At 63.1% G+C, this 15,180-nt stretch carries 17 protein-coding genes; 2 read left to right on the forward strand and 15 right to left on the reverse strand.

Annotated elements, in window-relative coordinates; all coding sequences use genetic code 11:
• Positions 1–7 precede the first annotated feature (7 nt).
• The 7 genes from MHK05_RS03060 to MHK05_RS03090 all read right to left on the reverse strand — a co-directional run bounded on the left by MHK05_RS03060 (position 8) and on the right by MHK05_RS03090 (position 6,624).
• A complete protein-coding gene (locus MHK05_RS03060) occupies positions 8–499 on the reverse strand; it encodes a hypothetical protein (protein ID WP_023020483.1) in 492 nt (163 codons plus the stop codon).
• Positions 496–1,179 (reverse strand): CCDC34 family protein, encoded by a 684-nt coding sequence (locus MHK05_RS03065; RefSeq protein WP_023020482.1) that lies wholly within the window; start codon positions 1,177–1,179, stop codon positions 496–498. Before MHK05_RS03065 ends, MHK05_RS03060 begins: the two co-directional genes overlap by 4 nt.
• A 9-nt stretch (positions 1,180–1,188) precedes the next feature.
• Positions 1,189–2,172: a porphobilinogen synthase gene (gene hemB / locus MHK05_RS03070; RefSeq protein ID WP_023020481.1), complete on the reverse strand. Its 984-nt coding sequence runs from the start codon at positions 2,170–2,172 to the stop codon at positions 1,189–1,191.
• Positions 2,173–2,200: 28 nt separating this feature from the next.
• Complete coding sequence (locus tag MHK05_RS03075) at positions 2,201–3,877, reverse strand: bifunctional uroporphyrinogen-III C-methyltransferase/uroporphyrinogen-III synthase (protein WP_239204743.1); 1,677 nt, start codon at positions 3,875–3,877, stop codon at positions 2,201–2,203.
• A gap of 208 nt (positions 3,878–4,085) precedes the next feature.
• Entirely contained in the window at positions 4,086–4,973 is an 888-nt protein-coding gene (gene hemC / locus MHK05_RS03080) for a hydroxymethylbilane synthase (protein WP_239204745.1), read from the reverse strand.
• On the reverse strand, positions 4,974–6,308 hold the full coding sequence (locus tag MHK05_RS03085; RefSeq protein WP_239204747.1) for a glutamyl-tRNA reductase: 1,335 nt from the start codon (positions 6,306–6,308) through the stop codon (positions 4,974–4,976). It abuts the gene before it with no gap.
• A gap of 73 nt (positions 6,309–6,381) precedes the next feature.
• A complete protein-coding gene (locus tag MHK05_RS03090) occupies positions 6,382–6,624 on the reverse strand; it encodes a glutaredoxin family protein (RefSeq protein ID WP_200288316.1) in 243 nt (80 codons plus the stop codon).
• A gap of 88 nt (positions 6,625–6,712) precedes the next feature.
• Here MHK05_RS03090 and MHK05_RS03095 point away from each other — a divergent pair, with 88 nt between their 5' ends.
• Complete coding sequence (locus tag MHK05_RS03095; RefSeq protein ID WP_239204749.1) at positions 6,713–7,750, forward strand: HAD family hydrolase; 1,038 nt, start codon at positions 6,713–6,715, stop codon at positions 7,748–7,750.
• 85 nt (positions 7,751–7,835) lie between these two features.
• Here the strand turns inward: MHK05_RS03095 and MHK05_RS03100 are convergent, their stop codons facing one another.
• The 5 genes from MHK05_RS03100 to MHK05_RS03120 all read right to left on the reverse strand — a co-directional run bounded on the left by MHK05_RS03100 (position 7,836) and on the right by MHK05_RS03120 (position 11,431).
• The gene (locus MHK05_RS03100) at positions 7,836–7,937 is read right to left on the reverse strand and encodes a 30S ribosomal protein bS22 (protein WP_003855542.1); all 102 of its coding nucleotides are present in this window, start codon (positions 7,935–7,937) and stop codon (positions 7,836–7,838) included.
• A gap of 239 nt (positions 7,938–8,176) precedes the next feature.
• Complete coding sequence (locus MHK05_RS03105; protein ID WP_005527601.1) at positions 8,177–8,365, reverse strand: helix-turn-helix domain-containing protein; 189 nt, start codon at positions 8,363–8,365, stop codon at positions 8,177–8,179.
• 225 nt (positions 8,366–8,590) lie between these two features.
• On the reverse strand, positions 8,591–9,382 hold the full coding sequence (gene proC / locus MHK05_RS03110; protein WP_239204751.1) for a pyrroline-5-carboxylate reductase: 792 nt from the start codon (positions 9,380–9,382) through the stop codon (positions 8,591–8,593).
• Positions 9,383–9,454: 72 nt separating this feature from the next.
• On the reverse strand, positions 9,455–10,492 hold the full coding sequence (locus MHK05_RS03115; RefSeq protein WP_239204753.1) for an Rv0497 family membrane protein: 1,038 nt from the start codon (positions 10,490–10,492) through the stop codon (positions 9,455–9,457).
• 9 nt (positions 10,493–10,501) lie between these two features.
• Entirely contained in the window at positions 10,502–11,431 is a 930-nt protein-coding gene (locus MHK05_RS03120) for a Ppx/GppA family phosphatase (protein ID WP_080971159.1), read from the reverse strand.
• Between the two features lie 33 nt (positions 11,432–11,464).
• Between MHK05_RS03120 and MHK05_RS03125 the strand changes: the two genes are divergently transcribed.
• Complete coding sequence (locus MHK05_RS03125) at positions 11,465–12,376, forward strand: DUF3109 family protein (RefSeq protein ID WP_239204755.1); 912 nt, start codon at positions 11,465–11,467, stop codon at positions 12,374–12,376.
• Here the strand turns inward: MHK05_RS03125 and MHK05_RS03130 are convergent.
• The 3 genes from MHK05_RS03130 to MHK05_RS03140 form a co-directional block, all read right to left on the reverse strand.
• Positions 12,373–13,080 (reverse strand): response regulator transcription factor, encoded by a 708-nt coding sequence (locus tag MHK05_RS03130; RefSeq protein WP_239204757.1) that lies wholly within the window; start codon positions 13,078–13,080, stop codon positions 12,373–12,375. The two genes, MHK05_RS03125 and MHK05_RS03130, sit on opposite strands and share 4 nt — an antisense overlap.
• Positions 13,077–14,339 carry a sensor histidine kinase gene (locus tag MHK05_RS03135; RefSeq protein ID WP_200288320.1) on the reverse strand — a complete coding sequence of 421 codons (1,263 nt, stop codon included), beginning with the start codon at positions 14,337–14,339 and terminating at the stop codon, positions 13,077–13,079. Before MHK05_RS03135 ends, MHK05_RS03130 begins: the two co-directional genes overlap by 4 nt.
• 63 nt (positions 14,340–14,402) lie before the next feature.
• Positions 14,403–15,149 carry a phosphoglyceromutase gene (locus MHK05_RS03140; protein ID WP_023020469.1) on the reverse strand — a complete coding sequence of 249 codons (747 nt, stop codon included), beginning with the start codon at positions 15,147–15,149 and terminating at the stop codon, positions 14,403–14,405.
• Positions 15,150–15,180: the final 31 nt, after the last annotated feature.

Genomic DNA, 15,180 nt, shown 5'->3' on the forward strand with positions numbered 1-15,180 from the left:
GGGCTAATTAGCCACGCAAGCTGCGGTCCTTAATAAAGCGGTTGGACTGCGGCTGGAAAAGCAGCGCGAGGGCGATGATCAAGGAAATGGGGATAATCAGCAGGCTAAGCCCGCCAATGCCAAGCGCCAGGGCGGCGATATTATTAAAGAGCGCGATGGCGATGACAATGGTGATGATGCGGCGCGCCCACTTGGACCCGCTGGCCAGCTGCGCGGCAAAGAGCGCCAGCACGACGGCGCCGACGGTATTGGTCACCGCAACAAATAGGCGATTGGAGTGGAGATACTCCGCGACCTGCGCGTTCTGGGGTTCTACCTGCGGTCCGCCCGAGCCGAAGATGCCCACCAGACCGCTGACCAACATGAGCACGGCGCTGACGACGAGCACCCAATAGGCCCAGCGCAGCGGCCGTGGCCAGGCGTCGAGGTTCTGGCTGGCGGAGGTATTTCTGGCCGCGCGGTTATAGTCCCGGGGGCCGGGCCGCTCGGTATTGCTCATCGCTTGTCCTCCCGGTCAGTGCGCTTGCTGCGCTGTTCATCCTTGGCACGCTTGCGTTCTTGCTCGGCGCGCTTCTTCTCGCGCTGCGCTTGTTCGAGTTCCTTTTCCAGCTCGCGCATCTGCTCGAGCTCGCCGGTGTAATCCAAGGTATCGACCCGCACGGAGAAAATCAGGCCGAGCACCGCCGCGACGCCGACCAGGATCTGCACCATGCCATCGGCGGCAAAGAGCCAATCGGGCACATCAGCGCCGGCCGGGGTAACCATGAAGGTCAGCAGGATGCGGAAGCCAAAATACAGCGAGAAAGCGAACCACACGCGCCGCGAGGTACCGGCCCGCTTGCCGCGACGCGCCAAGGACCGCAGCAGGAAGGCCAGCAGCACGATAATCGCCAAGGAAATGGCCGCCGAAAGGGCGACGGAGGCGTAGGCGGCGGTGCGGAGGAAGGCGTCGGAAAGCTGGGCTTCATCGACGCCGGCCGGTGCGGACTTGGCCATCTCCTTGGCCTGCGACATGAGTACGTCGTGGTTGAGCAGCGTCAGCACCACGTTGAGCACCTGGTGCACGGCCTCGCCGCACAGCGCGCCCATCCACAGCCACAGCATGTACGCCACGGATTCCGGGCGTTGCGTGCGCGGCGAGCGCGGAGCAGGGGCGGACGACGGGGGCGTAACAGTCACAGGGATCCTTTACTTGAGCAGGCGGGCGGCTTCGGTAGCGAAGTAGGTGAGAATCTGGTCGGCACCGGCGCGCTTGAACGCGGTCAGGGACTCGAGCATGATGGCCTCGCCGTCAATCCACCCATTGGCGGCCGCGGCCTTGACCATCGCGTACTCGCCGGAGACCTGGTAGACCGCAACCGGCACGGGAGAAGTCTCCGCCACGGCCGAAAGCACATCCAAGTAAGGCAGGCCGGGCTTGACCATGACGAAGTCCGCGCCTTCTTCGATGTCGAGCTCGGCCTCGAGCAGGGATTCGCGGAAGTTGCGCGGATCCTGCTGGTAGGTGCGGCGGTCGCCCTCGAGGGAGGAACCGACGGCGTCGCGGAACGGTCCGAAGAAGGCGGAGGCGTACTTGGCGGAATAGGCCATGATGGCCACATCCTCGTGGCCGGCCTCGTCGAGGTCGGCACGGATGGCGGCCACCTGGCCGTCCATCATGCCGGACGGGGAGACGATGTGGGCACCGGCGCGGGCCTGGGAGCGGGCCATGTCTTGGTAGAGCTTGACGGATTCGTCGTTAAGCACGCGGCCCTTGTCATCCAGCACGCCGCAGTGGCCGTGGGAGGTGAACTCGTCGAGGCAGGTATCGGCCATCACGATGAGGTCATCGCCGAATTCCTCGCGCAGGCAGGAAATGCCGCGGTTCAAAATGCCCTGCGGGTCCCACGCGACGGAGCCGGTATCATCCTTGTCCTCCTCGAGCGGAACGCCGAAAAGATCGACGCAGGTCACGCCGGCTTCTAGCGCCTCTTCGGTCGCGCGGCGCAGGGAATCAAAAGTGTGCTGGTAAACGCCCGGCATGGAGGGAATCTCGCGCGGGGCGTCGAGACCGTCCACGATGAACATGGGCAAAATCAGGTCCGAGGGGCGGACCTGGGTTTCGGCCACAAGGTTGCGCATCGCGGGGGTGGTGCGCAGGCGGCGTGGGCGGCGGGCTGGGAAGGTGCTCATTGGGTACTCCTTAGAGCGAGACTAAAACTTATGCCTTGTCGACCTTAGTAGCCTTCTTGCGCGAGCGGCGCTTCTTCCTCGGCGCGGGAAGGTTTCCGGCGGCGCGGAGGGCGGCGACGTGGTCTGCGAGGGCGTCGACAAGCGCGGGTACGTCCGCGACCTCGGGCACGACATCAACGCGCAAGCCCATCTCTTCCGCGGCCGCTCTTGCCGACGGCCCGATACACGCAATGATCGTCCGCTGGTGCGGTTTGCCCGCAATGCCCACCAGGTTGCGCACGGTGGAACCAGAGGTGAAGGCGACGGCGTCGAAGCCGCCGGTCTTGATCATGTCGCGGATCTCGGCCGAAGGCGGGGCGGCGCGGACGGTGCGGTAGGCCACGACGTCATCGACTTCCCAGTCGAGGGCCTTGAGCCCATCCACGAGGGTATCGGCCGCGATATCGGCGCGCGGGAGCAGGACGCGGCCGACGGCGTCGATATCTTCCACGAAGTTGGGGAAGACATCGAGCAGGCCCTCGGCGTTCTGCTTTTTCTTGTGCGGTAAAAGCTCCGGGACCATGCCCTTGGCGCGGATGGCGGCCGCCGTCTTGGTGCCCACGGCCGTGAGGTGGACGCCGGCGAAATCGCGGGCGTCGAGGCCGAGCTGGGCTATCTTATCCCACACCGCGCTCACTGCGTTGACGGAGGTAAAGACGATCCACTTATAGCGACCCTCAACGATTCCCTTAATGGCGCGGTCCATCTGCGCCGGATTGCGCGGCGGCTCGATGGAGATGGTGGGCACGTTTTGGGGAATGGCGCCGTAGCCGGCCAAGCGCGCGGACATCGGCCCAGCCTGCTCCTTAGTGCGCGGCACGAGCACGCGCCAGCCGTAAAGGGGACGGTTTTCCCACCAAGAGTATTTGGTGCGGTCGTCGATGCTGCGGCCGAGGGTGACCACGAGCGGGCCGACAAGGTCAGCGTCGAGCTTGCCCATGGTGCCCAGAGTGGTCTCGTAGGTGCGCTGCAGGCGGGTGGTGCCGTGCACGGTGACAAAAGCCTCGGTCTCGGCCGGCATGCCGCGTTGTTGCAGCTCTTCGGAGATGACCGGCAGGTCCTCCTTCGTGGCCTGCAGAACGATGGGCTGCGTGGCGTTGGCCAATGCGTCCCAATCGGCACCGTTGGTGACATCGGCCTCGGTATAAGTCGAGCCGAGTGCAATGCCAGCAAAGGACGGCACGGTCGACGGCAGGGACATGCCCGGCACGACCTGGAATTCCAGGCCTGCGGAGGCCACGGCATTGATTTCGGCCTTGATGGACTCGCGGTGCAGCGGGTTGCCGGTCACTAGGCGGATGACATCTTCGCCGTCGGCCTCAACCAAGCACTCACGCAGCTGGCCGACGATATCCTCTCCCGGTTCATACAACACCGCGGCCGTTGGCGGCGCGGGGCGGGGCGGCTTGCGGCGCGCGCCCTTAGCCTTGGCATCGGCGCACATTTGGGCGTATTCGGCCTCGGCGGCATCGAGAAGCTCTTGCGGTACGGGCAGGGCGGCTGCGACGGCATCGCGCACCCCCTGCATGACCTCTGGATCGGTCACGGCGATGGCACTATTTGCCAGAACCTCGCGGGCGCGGACGGTCAGCAGGTCGGGATTACCTGGACCAGCGCCCACAAAGACGATCTTGCCCAATTGGGTGTCTGGCGCGGCATTGCTCATAAAGTTCTTTTCTAAATTCGGGCGCGCGGCACCGCGCACGGACATGATCGCATGCGGTGTGGTTCCCCGCGCCGGCGGTGGGTGACACGGTCATAACGGCCAAAATCCCAGGCCTTAAGTCCTGGGATGCCCTTAAAGGGGGCCGGATCATTGCGGGACAATGATTTGTGGTATCTACACCTTAAATTATTAGCGCCTAAAGGCGAAATTACTTGCCCAGCAGCTCGGCCGCGCCACCGGCGAAAAGCTCGTCCGAAACGCGCGCGCCGAGCTCGGCGGCTTCGGCCGCAGGCCCGGAGGCGGTGGCAGTAAGCTGACGCGAACCATCGAGTGCAAAGACGCCACCGCGCACGGTGAGCTGGTCGCCGTCCCAGCGCGAGGTGGCGGCCACCGGCGCGGTACAGCCGGCCTCAAGGCGGGCCAGCACAGCGCGCTCACCGGCCGCGGCGGCCGAGGCGCGGTCATCGACGATGGCATCGAGGGCCGCGGCAGCCTCGGTTCCGGCCACAGCCTCGATGGCGAGGGCGCCCTGGGCCGGCGCCGGCATGAAGACGGAGGGCTCGAAGATTTCGGTGGCGCGGTCCGCGTAGCCGCCGCGCAGCAGGCCGGCATAGGCCAGCAAGACGGCGTCGAGCTCGCCGTCGGTGACCTTGGACATGCGGGTATCGATATTGCCGCGCAGCGGGCGAATCTCCAGGTCGGGGCGGATGGCGGCCAGCTGGGAGATGCGGCGCGGGGCGGAGGTACCCACGCGCGCGCCCTGCGGTAGCTGCGCCAGGCTCAGGCCATCGCGGGCGACGAGCGCCTCGCGGGAATCCTGGCGCTGCGGCACCACGAGGCGGAAGCGATCATCGGGCGCGGTGGGCAGGTCTTTAAAAGAGTGGACGGCGATATCGCACTCGCCGGCATAGAGGGCCTTGCGCAGCGCTTGGGTAAATACGCCGACGCCGATACGCTCGACCGGTGCCATATTGACGTCGCCGGCGGTGGTGACGATGTGGAGCTGGGAGTCAAAGCCGGCGTCGATAAGCCAATCGCGGACGTGGCCCGCCTGGGTGGTGGCAAGCTTGGAACCGCGGGTACCAATCTGAAACATTTAGGCCTCCTTAGTCATGGTGGGCAATTCATTAACGGCCACGGACACTCCGGAGCCTTCCAGTTGCAGGCCAAAAAGTTCCTGCAGGGCATTCTCGCTGCTGACACTGCTTTCCGACGCCGCCAGTTTCTTCGCCCGCACCGTTGGTTCATGCAGCAGCTTATCGGCCACGCGCTTGAGGGCGCGCTGGACGTCCTCAAGTTGCTTGCCCGAGATTTCGGGGTGCTTATGTTGCAGGCGTGCGGCCTCGCATTCCACGAGGTCGGCCGCGCGGCGGTGCAGGGCGCTCACGGCCGGGACGACATCGCGTACGCGCTGCGCAGAGGTATAGGCTGCCAGCTCTTCGTCGACGATGCGCCGGGCCTGCGCGTGCGGGCTAGTGCCGGCCGCGACGTCGGTATCGGCGGCCGAGAGCGACTTGCTCAGGCGCTCGATATTGACCAGATCCACGCCCTCGGCCGCAGCGGCGGCATCGTCGATATCGCGCGGCAGGGAGAGATCGATGAGCATGAGCTCGCGGCCGGCGGGAATGTCGGTGGCCTCGATGGTGAAGTTATCGGCGCCGGTGGCGGAGATGGCCAGGTCGACGTCGGAAAGCGCGGCGGCACGTTGGGAAAAGTCCACGACGCGGGCGGCAACGCCCGCCTCCTCGGCGTGGCTGGCCAGGCGCTCGGCGCGCTCACGGGTGCGGTTGGCCAGCACCAGCTCCTTGACCCCCAGCCGGCCGGCGTGGGTGGCGGCGAGCGATGCCATAGCGCCCGCGCCGAGGACCAACGCGGTCTTGCCGGCCAAGTCCTCAGCGTCTAGGCGCTGCAGGGCTTGGTCGAAGGCGAAGGACACCATGGAGGAGCCTGCCTCATCGATGTCGGTCTCGGAGTGCACGCGCTTGCCCGCCCGTAGTGCCGACTGCGCCAGCGCGTGGATGCGCGGTCCGGCCGTGCCCTGTTCGGAGGCGGCCTGGTAGGCGCTGCGCACCTGGCCGATGATCTGCTGCTCTCCTACCACCATGGAATCCAGCCCAGAGGTCACGGACATCAGGTGCTCGGCCGCGGCGTCGGCATAGCGCACGTAGAGGTAGCTGCGCAGCTCCTCCTCGCTCACGCCCGATACTTGGGTGATCACGCGCACGACTTCCTGCACGCCGGCGTGGAAGGAGTTGGTGACGGTGTAGATCTCCATGCGGTTGCAGGTGGAGATGATCATCGCCTCTGAAAGTGAGTCGGCCGCCACCAGTTTCCCGCAGGCGGAATCCTGGACCGCACTATCCATGCTCAGCTTCTCCAGCAGCGCCACTGGCGCCGACTGGTGGGACATGCCCACGACGAGCACGCTCATGCACAACACTCCTCAACCATTTGATTGATTTTAATCCTCCAAAAGACTACCCGCCGGTGGCATGGATCCCGAATTATCTGCTTAGTTCGGCCGCGAGCTCGGCGTTGTCTACTTCCCAGCAGGCGAACTCTTCGCCGTCGATAACCACGACGGGTACGCGATCACCGAACTCCATGGCCAGCTCCGCATCCTCATCCACGTTACGCACGGCAAGCTCCGCACCTGCCTGCGTGACAACGGGGGTAATCTGCTCCCTCACGCGCGCACAAGAACCGCAGGTGGTGCGCACCATGAGCTCGACGAAATGCTGAGACATATTCTCCTCACAGGGACGGCGGCGGTCGAAACCATTACTATGGACACGTTAGTCCACCCCGCGTTTGCGAAAGCTGTTTGTCTGACTCGTGTCCGCTACCACTCCCCCAGGGTTCCCTGAAACTCCCCGCGAATTCTTGGCCAACTGGACCGCTTCGCGCGGCAATCTGCGTAATTTTTTAGAAAACCAGGCGCTCGCCCCGCTGGATGAGGAATCCCAGCGCACCGCCGGCGAAGCCGCGGCCGCGGCGGCATTGGAAGAATTCGGGCTGGAGCTAGAGGATTTTGCCTCCGGTGTGGATTCGGTAACCGGCTCTTATGACGCGGCGGGCGCGCAGCGTATTACCGCCCAGGACCCGGACGTACCGGTAGATGTGGGCGCGGCGGCGTTTTTCGACGTCGACAATACCCTCATCCAAGGCTCCTCCCTCGTGGAATTCGCCTTCGGGTTGGCGCGCAAGCGCTACTTCCGGTTATCAGAAATCTTGCCGATTGCGTGGAAGCAGCTTAAATTCCGCGTCTCCGGCAGCGAAAATGCCCGAGACGTCGCCGCCGGCCGTGCGCAGGCGCTGGAGTTTGTCAAAGGCCGCAGCGTCGACGAGCTGGTCGATCTATGCGAGGAGATCGTGGACGCCTCGCTCGCGCGCCGCGCATACCCTGGCACTACCCAGTTAGCAGAAATGCACTTAGCCGCCGGCCAGCAGGTGTGGTTGGTCACGGCCACCCCGGTGCAGCTAGCGCAGGTGCTCGCGCGGCGATTCGGGTTTACGGGAGCGCTCGGCACCGTCGCGGAGGTCAAGGATGGCAAGTTCACCGGCCGGCTGGTCGGCGATATCCTGCACGGCCCCGGCAAAAAGCACGCCGTAGCCGCGCTCGCGACCATCGAGGGCTTGGACCTTTCGCGCTGCACCGCGTATTCGGATTCCGCCAACGACGTGCCCATGCTGTCCATGGTCGGTACCGCCGTGGCCATTAACCCAGACCGTAAGCTGCGCACCATCGCCAGCGAGCACGGCTGGCTGGTGCGCGACTATCGCTCAGTGCGTCGCGCTATCCGCACCTATGGCCTGCCGGCCCTGGCCACCGCTGCCTTTTCCTATGGCGGCTGGCGCTACTACCGGCGGTAGCGAGGGCGGTAGCGGGCGCTGGGGGACATCGGCAAGCATGCAAAAACCCTCCGCACAATGGCGGAGGGCAAGAAGCGGGCTGGGTTTACTTGCCCAGCTTACGGCGCTGCACGCGGGTGCGGCGCAGCATCTTGCGGTGCTTCTTCTTGGACATGCGCTTGCGGCGCTTCTTAATGACGGAACCCATAGAGTCCTCACTTTCAAATAGTACGTACTGTCAAACTTGTCAGCGCTAAAACGGCGAAGGTGCACTCTTGCCGCCGTGGCCACACGGACCGCGGGCCACATCAGCGAGCCGACACGAATGCACACCATCTTACCCAGCTCCCAGCCCGTGACCAAAAAGGGCCCAGGAGAAAGAACAGCGCCCACCACCGCTGACCACGATGGCCAGCAGAGGTGGGCGCTGTCTAGTGCGGCGCGAGCCTAGGCTCCGTAGACGGATGCCTCCAAGTACTCGTTGACGGCGGACTCGTGGACGCGGAAAGAGCGTCCAACGCGAACAGCCGGCATTTCGCCTGCGTGAACCAAACGGTAGACGGTCATCTTGGAGACGCGCATAATCTCGGCGACCTCCGCGATCGTCAGAAAGGTTCCCTTATCTTCATTTGCCATATATATCTAACCCTTCAGCTCGGTGCGCGCTGTAGGCTTCCCCTCCCACAGGACTTCACGCACGTGCTTGTCCTAGCCTATCGTGAAACATGTGACTAATGCGACCCAAGTGCCAAATTTCTTCACAGCATTCATTAGGGTTTACCCCGAAAGCGCTGCTTAACACCCGCCCCAACGCTCCCGGGCGGGTACACCCCCACCACGGGAAGGTCGCGCACGGAAGCTTTAGCCAAGCTCCTTAGCCTTGTCGGAGCAGGCCTCTGCCGCGCGGTAGAACGCTCCGCGCAGGCCGGACTCCTCCAGCTCGCGAACAGCGGCCGCGGTGGTGCCGCCCGGCGAGGTCACTCCGGCACGCAGCTGGGTGGCCGAGCGGCCAGAGCTGGCCAACATCTCGCCGGAGCCGGCCGCAGCCTGGGCGGCAAGCTTCTCAGCGACGTCGCGGGGAAGGCCGAGCTGCACGCCGGCGTCGACAAGCGCCTCTGCCACGAGGAAAAAGTATGCCGGGGAGGAGCCCGCCAGCGCGGTGGCGGCGTCGATATTCTTCTCTGGGATAACCGCAACCTCGCCAACGGCTTCGAGCAGCTCGCGCACGCCGTCCATCTGGGCATCGCTCACATGTTCGCCGGGCGCGCAGGTGCACATGCCGCGGCGCACCAACATGGGGGTATTGGGCATGACGCGCACCACCGGCTGGCCTTCGCCCACCGCACCCTGCAGCTGCTCTAGCGTTAGGCCTGCGGCCATGGAAACGACCACGGCGTCCTTCGCCGGCGACAGGCCTTCGAGCAGTTCCAGGATGGCGTAGGGCTTCACGCACGCGAAGATATAGTCCGCGCCGTCTACCGCGGCCGCATTATCGCTGGTGGTATTCACGCCATAGGTCTGTTCGAGTTCGTGGCTGCGCGATTCGGTGCGATTGGTAACCGTGATATCCGAGCCTGCAAAGCCCGATGCCACGAGTCCCGAGGTCAAAGCCTCACCGATTTGTCCGCCGCCTAAAATTGCAATTTTTGTCATAGTCTCCACCATGCCAAAAATGCGGAACCCCGGCTACCGTGTGGGGTAACCGGGGCATCGCCAAGCGCGGGCTTAAAGCATAACCAATAGCAGCGGGCCGAAGGTAAGGACGAGGCCGGTAAAGCCGGCCAGGAACATGGAGAAACCATCGCGTGCGGTGCGCAGCGCGTGGGTCACACCGACCATAATCGCGGTGACGCACAACGCCAGGACGGCAACAACCAGGCGTGGGAAGTTATCCCACAGAATCTCAAAGCCCTTGAAGATGACAATCGCCAGCAGGATGCCCGCGACGATCATCAGCAGGATGGATACCGGGTTGAGCTTCTCGTGCTCTTCTTCCACCCAATCCTCGTTGTCCTCGACCTTGGGTAGGTTGCCGGTTTCCTCTGCGCTCTTGGCGACGCCCGCCTTCTTCGACGCTGGCACCGCCGCCGCGGCCGCTCCAGCACCTGCCGCTCCAGCGCCCGCTGCCGCAGCTCCTGCTCCGGCCGCCTTCGCGCGCTTGTCATCCTTAGGCTTTTCAGCAGCAGGCTTCGCAGTGCCCTGCTTTTCAGCACGGGCCTTGTCTGCGGCTGGCTTCTTTGCCGCTGGTGTGTCCGCAGCAGACTTTGCCGCAGCAGGTTTAGCCTCGCCCGCCTTATCCACCCGCTGGATTACCGCGGTGTCATCGGCTGAAGGCTGGTTCTTCTTCGCCGCGTCCGGTGCCGCGCCGGTAGCAGCAGCGGCCGGAGTAGCGGACGAAGCAGCTGCAGTCTTTGTGGTGGGCTTGGTAGTCTGCGCCGCCTTAGCTGCGGGCTGTGCCGCGCGCTTTGCCGCCGGCTTTGCGGCGGGCTTCTTCGCGGAATCGGCACCGGCCTGTTCGACTGACTTGGGGGAACGGATGACGGGGGCGTCTTCGTCGATAGAGACGGAGGTGTGCTTGGCCTCAGCAGGAGAAGCCTTGACCTTTTTGAGGTTGCCGGTCAGCTCGGCAACGGAAATGCCGCCTTCATCCAGGCTGCGGCGGTGGCGACGAGAACGGTTGTCTTTCTTGCTTTCCTTCTCGCCGCGGGCTTTGTTATTGCGAGCCAGCAGCTCTGCCACGGTCAACTTATTCTGGTCAGCCATGATCTCTTCCTATTCCAATCCCTTGTCGGTCCGGCGCAAAATGACGCCCTCACGCAGCGCCCATGGGCAGATTTCCAGCTTCTCGATTTCCAAGGCTCGCATGGATGCCTCGGCCACCAGAGCGCCGGCAACGATTTGGTGCGATCGGTTAGAACTTACACCTTCTAGGTCCGCTCTGTCTGCCGCAGTCATGCGGGAGATGAAGGAAATCAACTGACGCAGACCCGGTGCAGTCAGCGTGCGCTTGACGTATGGGCCGGCAGACGAGGGCGCAGAACCGGTAAGTCGTGCAAGCGTACGGAAGGTTTTAGAGGTGCCCACGGCGAGGCCGGCGGGACCCATCGCCTTCATCTGTGCGGCAACGTCCTCAAGCTCCGCATCAATAAAATCGCGCAGCGCACTTACCTTCTTCTTCTCTGGTGGGTCGGTATCGAACCAATTATGGGTCAACCGGCCGGCACCTAGGTCGAGGGAGAAAGCAAGGTCGGGGTGCTCATCAGTACCGGTGGAAAGCTCCAGCGAGCCGCCGCCGATATCCAGGTTGGTGATACGGCCAGCGGACCAGCCATACCAGCGACGCGCGGAGAGGAAGGTCAGCTGGGCTTCTTCCACGCCGGAGAGGATTTGCAGGCGCACGCCAGTATGCTTTTCCACCTCATCGAGCACTTCCTCAGAATTGGGCGCGGAGCGCACCGCCGAGGTAGCAAAGGCAATGAATTCAGCGCAGCCCAGCTTTTCACCCAGCTCGCTAGCTTCAGCTACGGCACTGACCAGCTTCTTTACACCCTTTTCATGGATGTTGCCCTTCTTATCCAGCTGTTCTACCAGCCGGAGCGGGGTCTTCCAATCACTCATCGGAGTCGGCCGTCCGCCCGTCGCGGCATCGACCGCAACAAGGTGGACAGTATTGCTTCCGACGTCTAATACACCTAATCGCACACTAATAGCGTAGTAGGTCTACCGTGGTTAGGTGTGAATCGCCCAAAATCTGACACGGTATATCTAGGTTTTCCCGCGAGCTCGCCCGCGGCGGCGTCGATAAGAGCAAGCCGCGAAGAGGCCCCCGATTTCCCGCGGGAGTGGTTTGAATTTACCAATCCGAACGACCCACACCACGTCTTTTCCATCGACCTGACATGGGTGGAATCGCACTACAGCTGCCAGTTTGGTACTTCGGCATGCCGGGGCATCGACAAGCGCCAGCCCGAAGTGGGCTGCTGCGTGCATGGAGCTTATATGGCCGATGAGGAAGACCGCGACCAGCTTTATGACGCCGTCGCGCGCATGCCCGCCGAATATTGGCAGCTGCGCCCAGCGGGGGTAGATGAATTCCTCGCGCAAGACGATACGGATGAATTAGAGCCGTGGCTGGAATGGGACGAGCTCGACGGCGAGGACGGGGAACCGGAGCCGGCCCTTAAGACGCCGATTGTGGATGGAGCGTGCATTTTCGCCAACCGCGCCGGTTGGGCTACGGGCACGGGCTGCGCACTGCACCAGTGGGCGGTGGATGCTGGCGAAGAGCTCACAGTAGTCAAGCCGGAGGTGTGCTGGCAGCTGCCGCTGCGCCGGTACGAGGATTATGAAGAACGCCCGGATGGGCAGGAGATCCTACGCACCCAGATAGGCGAGTATGACCGTCGCGGTTGGGGCAATGGCGGCGAAGATTTTGATTGGTATTGCTCGGCCGATTCCGCCTGTCACGCCAACCCGCTGCCGATGTGGCAGTCGCACGAGGACGAGCTGGTAGCACTAATGGGCCGCGAGTCTTATGAGATTCTGGCCGCGCACTGCAAGGCCCGAGCGGCGGCGGCCGAACACGGCGTCCAGCTCACGCAGCACCCGGCCAGTGTGAAGGCCGGGAGCCTGCAGGCGGAAGATTAGAGCTCGAATTTATAGCCCAGACCGCGCACAGTAACCAAGTGCTTCGGGCGGGAGGGCTGTTCCTCAATCTTGGAGCGGAGGCGCTTGACGTGGACGTCGAGCGTCTTGGTATCTCCGACATAATCAGCGCCCCAAATGCGGTCAATGAGCTGACCGCGGGTGAGCACGCGGCCGGCGTTGCGCAATAGGTACTCCAGGAGGTCGAATTCCTTGAGAGGCATGGATACCGGCTCATCTGCGACGGTAACGGTGTGGCGCTCCACGTCCATCTTGACGCGGCCGCCTTCGAGGATCTGCTCGGCAACCTCTTCCTCGGCCTCGGCCTCGGCACCGGCTCCAGAATCATGGCCGCGGCGCAGTACCGCACGGATGCGGGCGATAAGCTCGCGGGAAGAATAAGGCTTGGTGACGTAGTCATCGGCGCCCAGCTCGAGGCCGACGACCTTATCAATCTCGGAGTCGCGCGCGGTGACCATGATGACGGGCACGGACGAAGTAGTGCGCAGCTGTTTGCATACCTCGGTGCCGGACATGCCGGGCAGCATGAGGTCCAAAAGGACGATATCGATGTCGTTTGCGGCAAACTTTTCCAGCGCGGTAGGGCCATCATGCGCGATGATGGGCTCAAAACCTTCCTTGCGGAGGAGGAATGCCAGCGGATCTGCCAGCGACTCTTCATCTTCAACGATGAGCATGGTGGTCATTGTGCTTTATCCTTTCGACGTGCTGCAACGCGTGCCACTGCACGCGGGAGCCCAGGCGCCGCCGCGTCGACGGCATCCCTTTTCTCATTATCCTTCATGCCAGCTTCCTGCGCTGGCTTTTCTTCCCTGTAGATGGGCAATTCAATGGTGAATGTAGAACCCGTACCCGGCCGGGACCATAGTTTGATATTGCCACCATGGTTGGCCACCACGTGTTTAACAATTGCTAATCCTAGGCCAGTGCCTCCGGTCTGCCGCGACCGGGCTTGGTCTACACGGAAGAAGCGTTCAAAAACACGTTTCTGGTCATCCGGTGCGATGCCAATGCCACGGTCCGTGACGCGGATGAGTACGACCCCACCATCCACCACCTTTTGGGAGACAGACACCGGCATTTTCTCCGGCGAGTAGTTAATCGCATTGGAGACCAGGTTGGATAGTGCTGTTACCAGCAGGGATCGATCGCCTTTAACCTGCACGCCGACAGAGGCGCCGCGGTTGAGCTCGATGGAACGGGCCTCGGCAGCAAGGTGGTTGCGCGAGAGGGCTTCATCGATGAGATCATCTACGGCCAGCGGTTCCATCTCCGGCAGGGCCTCGGCGCCCTGCAGCTTGGACAGGGAGATAAGTTCGCTGACCATATCGGCCATGCGGTTGGCTTCCTTATAGACCTTATTGCCAAAGTACTCCACGGTCTCTTGGTCACCGGGATCTTGTAGCAGGGCCTCTGCCAGCAAGGCAATGCCGCCGACGGGTGTCTTGAGCTCGTGGGAGACGTTCGCCACGAAGTCACGGCGGGCGGACTCCATGCGGACATTTTCGCTTTCATCGGTGCCGTAGACGATGACAAAGCGGCCGTCATTAAGAGTCAGTGGCTTAATCACCGCCCTGACCTGCGTGACGCGGTGTCCCGTGCGCCGCTTGGGAATAGCTATGTCGACGGTGCGGGTCTCCTTGTCTTCGAAGACTTCCTGCGCGGTCTCCCATACCTCCGGGTTAACGGCGCGGTCATGCACCAAGGACATCTCATGCGCGGCCGGGTTAGACATGACGATTTCCTGGCTGCGGTCCAGCACCGTCAGCGCCGTCGGCGAGCCTTGCACGGCCAAGTGCAGCACCTGGCTAACCGTCGTAACCTGATTGGCCCCGACATCGGTAGCCTGCCGGTAGCGCGCAATGCGCCCGCGCGCCCAAGACATCGCCGGCAGCGCCAACCCGCAGGCCACCACTCCGGCGGCAAAGGAAAGAATCAATTCCACGTGTCTAGCCTATCCATCACAAAGTCCCCAGGGAATACTCCCCGGGGACTTTAGCGCGGTTACTTACTTACCGCCCTGCGCAGCAACGGCGGCGGCACCGGCAGCAGCAGCTTCCGGATCCAGATAGGTACCGCCTGGGTTTGCTACCGAGCCGTCCTCGGTAATCTCATAAACCAGCGGGATGCCGGTGGGGATATTCAATCCGGCAATATCATCATCAGAAATATTGTCCAGGTGCTTGACCAGTGCGCGCAGGGAGTTACCGTGAGCGGCGATGAGCACGGTCTCGCCCTTCTTGGCGCGCGGGAGGATTTCCTCTTCAAAGTACGGCACAAAGCGGGCGACAACATCCTTGAGGCACTCGGTCTGCGGGACCTTATCTAGGTCTGCGTAGCGCGGGTCATTGGCCTGCGAGTATTCGGAGTCATCGGCCAGCTCTGGCGGGCGCGTGTCATAGGAGCGGCGCCATGCCATGAACTTTTCCTCGCCGTACTCTTCCTTGGTCTCAGCCTTATTCAGGCCTTGCAGGGCGCCGTAGTGGCGCTCGTTGAGACGCCAATCGCGCACTACTGGGATCCAGTGACGATCGGCGGCATTGAGCGCGATATTTGCGGTGCGGATAGCGCGGCGCAGAAGAGAGGTATAAAGGACGTCCGGCAGAATGCCTTCCTGCGCGAGCAGCTCGCCGCCGCGCTTGGCTTCCGCCTCACCCTTTTCGGTCAGATCTACATCGACCCAGCCAGTGAACTGGTTGGACTCATTCCACTTGGATTGGCCATGGCGAAGGAGAATTAGCTTTCCGTTAGTCATGTTTCCAGCATGCCACGAAATGGCTCCCGGC

Source organism: Corynebacterium nasorum, from assembly GCF_022347325.1.
GTDB classification, from domain to species: Bacteria; Actinomycetota; Actinomycetes; order Mycobacteriales; family Mycobacteriaceae; genus Corynebacterium; species Corynebacterium kefirresidentii.